The 6,050-nt window shown below is 72.9% G+C and carries 6 protein-coding genes and 1 riboswitch; of the genes, 3 read left to right on the top strand and 3 right to left on the bottom strand.

Annotated elements, in window-relative coordinates; genetic code table 11:
- Positions 1-30: 30 nt before the first annotated feature.
- Positions 31-393: an RICIN domain-containing protein gene (locus tag ACSNOC_RS26760; RefSeq protein WP_436750152.1), complete on the top strand. Its 363-nt coding sequence runs from the start codon at positions 31-33 to the stop codon at positions 391-393.
- A gap of 16 nt (positions 394-409) precedes the next feature.
- On the opposite strand, the gene ACSNOC_RS26755 is transcribed toward ACSNOC_RS26760, so the two are convergent.
- Positions 410-1,447, bottom strand: coding sequence for a M23 family metallopeptidase (locus tag ACSNOC_RS26755; RefSeq protein WP_436750151.1), 1,038 nt, complete (start codon positions 1,445-1,447; stop codon positions 410-412).
- 10 nt (positions 1,448-1,457) lie between these two features.
- A riboswitch (cyclic di-AMP (ydaO/yuaA leader) is annotated at positions 1,458-1,628 on the bottom strand.
- 213 nt (positions 1,629-1,841) lie between these two features.
- Positions 1,842-2,324, bottom strand: a complete 483-nt coding sequence (locus ACSNOC_RS26750) for a winged helix-turn-helix transcriptional regulator (RefSeq protein ID WP_436750150.1) — start codon at positions 2,322-2,324, stop codon at positions 1,842-1,844.
- 75 nt (positions 2,325-2,399) lie between these two features.
- Between ACSNOC_RS26750 and ACSNOC_RS26745 the strand changes: the two genes are divergently transcribed.
- Both ACSNOC_RS26745 and ACSNOC_RS26740 read left to right on the top strand, forming a co-directional pair.
- A complete protein-coding gene (locus ACSNOC_RS26745; protein ID WP_436750149.1) occupies positions 2,400-3,956 on the top strand; it encodes an MFS transporter in 1,557 nt (518 codons plus the stop codon).
- Positions 3,953-4,438 carry a pyridoxamine 5'-phosphate oxidase family protein gene (locus tag ACSNOC_RS26740; protein ID WP_436750148.1) on the top strand — a complete coding sequence of 162 codons (486 nt, stop codon included), beginning with the start codon at positions 3,953-3,955 and terminating at the stop codon, positions 4,436-4,438. Before ACSNOC_RS26745 ends, ACSNOC_RS26740 begins: the two co-directional genes overlap by 4 nt.
- Before the next feature lie 31 nt (positions 4,439-4,469).
- Here ACSNOC_RS26740 and ACSNOC_RS26735 read toward each other — a convergent pair whose 3' ends face one another.
- A complete protein-coding gene (locus ACSNOC_RS26735; protein WP_436750147.1) occupies positions 4,470-5,567 on the bottom strand; it encodes a PP2C family protein-serine/threonine phosphatase in 1,098 nt (365 codons plus the stop codon).
- Positions 5,568-6,050 lie beyond the last annotated feature (483 nt).

Here is a 6,050-nt window from a genome sequence, read left to right as displayed (position 1 = left end):
CCCTCCCCACCCCCAAGGTCATCCCATCGAGTGACCCGACAATCCGACCGAAGCCCTTCGCCGGGCCGTGGCGGGCAGGACATCGCCGCGGTGGAGGAGTGCGTCGCCGGGGGTGCGGAGCAGCAGTGGGACGTGAGTGACCTGCCGCTTGTGCGGCAGGTGCGGAACGTCGCCACCGGGCGCTGTCTGCAGGACGGCGGCGCGGGGGTCGCCGTCATGGGGCCGTGTGGCGGGCAACTGGCCTCGTTGTGGGTCGCGACCGGGCCGGAGGACGCGCGGCAGCTCCGGAACCTCGCCTCGGGGCAGTGCCTCGCCGCCCTGCCGGGGATCGGGGTGGCCGTGGTCGGCGCGTGCTCCGACGCCGCCAACCAGCGGTGGGGGATCGACGGTTGAGCGCTCAGGCCCTGCCTCAGATCGTCAGGCCCTTGTCGCGGAGCCAGGACAGGGGGTCGATCGCCGTGCCGCCGGGGCGGACCTCCAGGTGGAGGTGGGGGCCCGTGGAGTTGCCCGTGGAGCCGACGTGGCCGACCGTGTCGCCGGTGATGAGCTCCTCGCCGGCGGAGACGCTCATCGAGGAGAGGTGGCAGTACCAGACCTCGGTGCCGTCCTCCAGCTGGACGATGACGCGGTAGCCGTACGAGCCCGCCCAGGCGGCCTCCGTCACGGTGCCGGTGTGGACGTTCTTGATCGGCGTGCCGGTCGGGGCGGAGAGGTCGATGCCGGTGTGCGTGCTCTGCCAGAGCGAGCCGCTCTCGCCGAAGTAGGAGGAGAGGCGGTAGTCGTTGAGCGGGAGGGCGTAGTCGGCGCGCAGGCGTTCCAGGCGTTCGGCTTCCTCCTGCTCGCGCCGGCGCTCCTCCTCGGCCTCGCGTTCGGCCTCGGCAGCGGCGGCGGCTGCCTCGGCGGCGGCTTCCTCGGCCTCCTGGACGGCGGCGGTGACGGCCTGGGCCTCGGCGCCGGCCTCCTGCTGGTCGGCCTGCTGGAGGAGGCGGGCGCGCAGGGCCTCGCCCGCGTCGATCACACCGACCGGAGCGGAGACCGCGGACTCGGCGGAACCGGAGGCGTCGGAGGCGGGGGCCTCCGGGGCGGAGGTGTCGGTGCCCGTCAGCAGGCCGCCCAGGACGGGGATGGCCGACATCGTGTCGGTGGCGGTGTCCACGCCGGCGACGGCGCTCGTGCCGTCCTCGTTGGCCGTGGCCATGCCGCCCGCGCCGACCGCGGCGAACACGCCGACGCCGAGCACGGCGCGGCTGCGGGCGATGGTCCCGCCGCGCTGCCGGGCGACGCGGTGCCGACCGCGCACCGGAACGAGGGTCTCCTCACGGGGATTCCACTCGGTGTACGTCTCGGTGTCGGCGCTCTTCGGCCCGTAGTAGGCCGGGAACGTGCCGGTGGAGCCGTACGTGTCCAGGTGCGTGTCCTCTATCGAGGCATGCCGGTTCGACGCCACGGGGGCGCTCTCCTTTCCTTCCTTCCGCCTACCGGGTTAGCTGACGGGTTCGGAGCAGGAAGGTCTCCTACGGGAGAGCGGCGGCTGGTGGCTGCCGGCAGTCCGATTCACCCCAAGTGGTGGTTCCCCGGTTCCATTGGTGCAGTTGTTTCGCACGCGCCGGATTCGGCGACTGAGCACGGCGCCGTCTCTTGTGACGGCGGTGACGACCGCGCTGCGTTATCGAACGTTAATAGAAGCGCCGGGCAGATTCCAAGTCCCTGAGGGAATAAACCCGATCCCTTGACCAGGATTTTCAGCCCTCAAGAGCTGCAAATCGGGCAAAACGGCGCCGATTTGTAGGGCGCTGAGCATCTGACGGTGCGTCAATTGTTACACGCGGAGTCCCGGACGTTCACTGTTCGTGATCGCGCGCATCGTATGCGGCACGGGCGGCGGCGATCTCGCGCTGATGCTCCTCCGTCCACGTGACCAACGACTGGATCGTCGCGTGCAGAGTGGAGCCGAGCGGTGTCAACGCGTAGTCCACGCGCGGCGGCACGGTCGCGTGGACGGTCCGGCTCACCAGGCCGTCGCGCTCCAGGTGCCGCAGGGTCCGGGTGAGCATCCGCTGGCTGACGCCGTCGATCTCGCGGCGGAGTTCGGTGAAGCGCAGGCTCCGGCAGTCGAGGAGCGCGATGACGAGCAGCGACCACTTGTCCGCGATCCGGTCGAGGATCTGCCGGACTTCGCAGTCCTCCCGGACGTCCCACTGCTTCGCGTCGTACAGGTAGGAGGCGTGAGGGGCGTCGGCGTCGTGGGCGTCGTGGGCGTCGCCGCAGGTCGCGCTCACGGTATCCCCGGTGTTCCCGAGGGACTTCAAAATGCCTTCTTCCATGGGGGGATGGTTCCCCACAATGCTGTCGGTTACAAGAGGGAACCGTCTCTCATCTGCGACGAAGGGGTTCTTCCCATGTCCACTCGTGCCTGGGGCATGTTGTTCGTCCTGTGCGGCGCCATCTTCCTGGAAGGGATCGACGTCGCCATGCTGAACGTGGCCCTTCCCTCCATCCGCGCCGACTTGGGCCTGTCCACCGGCGAACTCCAGTGGGTGATGAGCGCCTACGTCCTCGGCTACGGCGGCTTCATGCTGCTGGGCGGCCGGGCCGCCGATCTCCTGGGCCGGCGGCGGATGTTCGTCGGCTGGCTGGTCGTCTTCCTGCTCTTTTCCGGCCTCGGCGGCCTGGCGACCGAGGGCTGGATGCTCACCGCCGCGCGGTTCGTGACCGGGGTGGCCGCCGCGTTCATGACGCCGGCCGGCCTGTCGATCATCACGACCACGTTTCCCGAGGGCCCGCAGCGCAACCGCGCCCTGCTGATCTACTCGGGCACCGGCGCGGGCGGTTTCTCGCTCGGTCTCGTCCTCGGCGGCCTGCTCTCCTCCGTCAACTGGCGGTGGGTCTTCTTCGCGCCGGTCATCGTGTCCCTGGTGATCCTGCTGGCCGCCCTCGCGCTCATACCGCGAGCGGCGGAGGAGCGCCCCGGGACGGGGGCCGTTGGGCAGCGGCGGCGGCAACCGATCGACGTGGCGGGCGCGTTGCTCATCACCGTCGCGCTGATGCTGCTCGTCGTCACGGTCGAGCGCGCCACGCACACCGGCATCGGCTGGACGGCGACGACGCTCGCCGCCGGACTGCTGGTCCTCACCGCGTTCGTCGCCGTCGAACGCCGCTCCGCCGCCCCGCTGGTGCGGCTGGGCATCCTGCGCTCGGCGACGCTGCTGCGGGTCAACGCCGTCGGAGTGCTGCTGGCCGCCGCGTTCTTCGGCTTCCAGTTCATCGCCGTGCTCTACCTCCAGGAGCTGCGCGGCTGGTCCTCGATGGAGACGAGCCTGGCCATGCTGGTGATGGGCATCGACGCGGTCCTCGCGCCGACGGTGACGCCGCACCTGGTGAACCGCTGGGGCAACCAGCGCGTCATCCTCGGCGGCCTGCTGCTGGCGGCGGCCGGGTACGGGCTGTTCCTGCCGATCGGCATGGACACCGTCTACGCGGCGATGTTCCCGTCGATGCTGCTGATCGGGCTCTCGTTCGCGCTCGCCTACGGGCCGTTGACCATCTCCGCGACCGACGGCATCGCGGAGTCGGAGCAGGGGCTGGCGGGCGGACTGCTCTACACGTCCTTCCAGTTCGGCGCGGCGCTCGGGCTCTCCGCCGCCACCGCCGTCCACGTCGCGGTCACGCCGGAGGCGGGCGGTGCCCCGGCGCAGGACATGCTCGACGGCTACCGCGCGGCCCTGCTCGTGCCGCTGGTCGCGGCGGTCGTCGCGAGCGCCGTCATCGCGTCGGGGCTGCGGCGGCGGCGCGGGGTGCGGGCCGCGGCCTACCCGGCGGGGGTGTCGGCGGCCCCGGGCAACGAGGCGGCGGCCGTTCCCCCCGCCCCGGCGTCGTCGTCCCCGTCGTCGTCCCCGTCGTCCCCGTCCCCGTCGTCCTCCCCGTCCGTCACTCGTGAGGAGGCTGTCCCGTCATGACCGCCGTCGCGACGTCGTTCGCCGAGATCGAGCCGCAGTTCCGTGACTACCTCAGCGAGATCCGTTACGCCTCGATGATCACCGTCGACGCCAAGGGGCGGCCCCGGGCACGGGTGCTGATCGCCGTGTGGGAGGTGGTCGGCGGACGGCCGCTCGGCTGGCTCGTCACCTACCGGACGCCCGTGAAGGCCGCGCACCTGGCCGCCAACCCGCACACGACGTTCTCGTACTGGAGCCCGCGCCAGAACGCCGTCTTCATCGACGCGACCGCGGCGTGGGTGGCGGACGCGGCGGCCAGGCGGCGGGCGTGGGAGCTGTTCCGCACCGGGAGCCCGCGCGGGGTGGGCTACGACCCGGGTGCGTTCTGGACCGGGCCGGAGGACCCGACGTACCACCTGCTGCGTCTCGAACCGTGGCGGGTGCAGGTGGTGCGCGGCACGGACCTGCGCACCACGCTCTGGCGGGCGGGAGACGGCGGGTGACTCGGGCCGCCGGGGGGGGCGTGCAGGTGCCTCACGCGTCCGCCGGGTGCTGGACGGCCAGCAGCGCCATGTCGTCCTCCAGGTTGTCGCCGGTGTGCGCGATGACGTCCTCGATGACGCGGTCCAGCAGCGCGGCCGGACGGGGGAAGTCCCGGCCGCGCAGCCGCTCGACCAGGTCGTAGAAGGTACCCAGGGTGTCGCGCGCCTCGCTGACGCCGTCCGTGTAGAGGACGAGGTGGGTACCGGGCGGGAAGGGGACGGTGCCCGGCCGGTCGGGGCGGGGCAGCAGGTCGCCCAGGCCGAGCGGGAGGGCGGTGTCCTTGCTGGCCTCCAGGTAACGGGCGTCGCCGTCCGGTCCCAGGAGGACGGGCGGCGGGTGGCCGCGGTTGATGAAGCGGACCCGCGTGGGCGGGTCGTCCGGCACCTCGACCAGGACCACCGTGGTGAAGCCCTCGACCGGGTCGAGGTTCGTCCGGGTCCGGCGTTCGCGTACGAGCGCGTTCTCCATGCGGGCCGCCACCTTCGCCAGCTCCGGTTCGCACTCGGCGGCCTCCCGGAACGCGCCGAGGATCACGGCCACCGCCTCCGTCGCGGCCAGGCCCTTGCCGCGCACGTCCCCGACCAGCATGCGCACGCCGTGCGGGGTCTCCCGGACGGCGTACAGGTCGCCGCCGATCATGGCGTGGCGCTGCGCCGCCTGGTAGCGGGCGGCGACGCGGAGCGCGCCGGCGCGTTCGGGTGGGTCGGGGACCACGGCGCGCTGCACGGCCTCCGCGATCCGGCGGGCGGAGGCGACGCGCTGGTCGCGGGCGGCGACGATGCGGTTGATGGCGACGGCGAGGAGGGAGATGGTCGCGACCGTTCCCGTCTTGACGCCGGCCTCGCTCCACTGGAAGGGGGATTGCCACACCATCTCGACGGCGACGGCGGCGGTGGCCAGCAGGCCGTACGCGGCGGTGACGGTGAGGGAGAGCACGGGGGCCGCGAGGAGGGGCGCGGCGACGTAGAACGGCGTGAGGGTGAAGTGCGGCGGGGTGACCAGGTCGAGAACGAGCCCGAGGGCGACCAGTACCGCGGGCAGCACGGCGTAGAACAGGCCACCGGCCCACCACGGCGCTCTTATGTGCACGATCCCAATCTGCCGCCGGGCGGGAGCGACGGCGAGTCGATCTTCGTCCCGGTATGGGTGGGTATGGGGGTGGGTGGCGCGACCCGGGCGACGCCCGGCCACCGGGCGCGCGGGCGCGCGGGCGCGCCGACAGGCTGGGCGGCACGGGCCGTGGGCGCCTCCCCGGCCCGGTGTGGAAGGGGCGCTGCCTGCGTGGGGGTCGGGCGCCGCATCGGCTCGGTCGGCGAGACTCCGGGTGCGGGCCCGCCCCGGGCCGAGACCGCCGGAAGGCCCGCGGAAGAAACCACGGGTTCCGGCCGCATGCGCCACGCGACCGCGTGCGCGGAGGCGGCGGCGGGCCGCAGGACATGGGGCGGGTGGCGGCCTCCCCGGCGGTGTGGAAGGGGCGCGTCCGCAGGGGCCGGGCGCGCCGACAGGCTGCGCGACACGGGCCGTGGGCGCCTCCCCGGCCCGGTGGAGGAGGGGCGCGGGCGGTGCGGCGCG

The sequence above is a fragment of the Streptomyces sp. URMC 129 genome, from assembly GCF_051386415.1.
Lineage (GTDB): Bacteria > Actinomycetota > Actinomycetes > Streptomycetales > Streptomycetaceae > Streptomyces.
The sequence above is the reverse complement of the archived record's forward strand: the minus strand, read 5'-3'. Positions and strand labels throughout refer to the sequence as shown.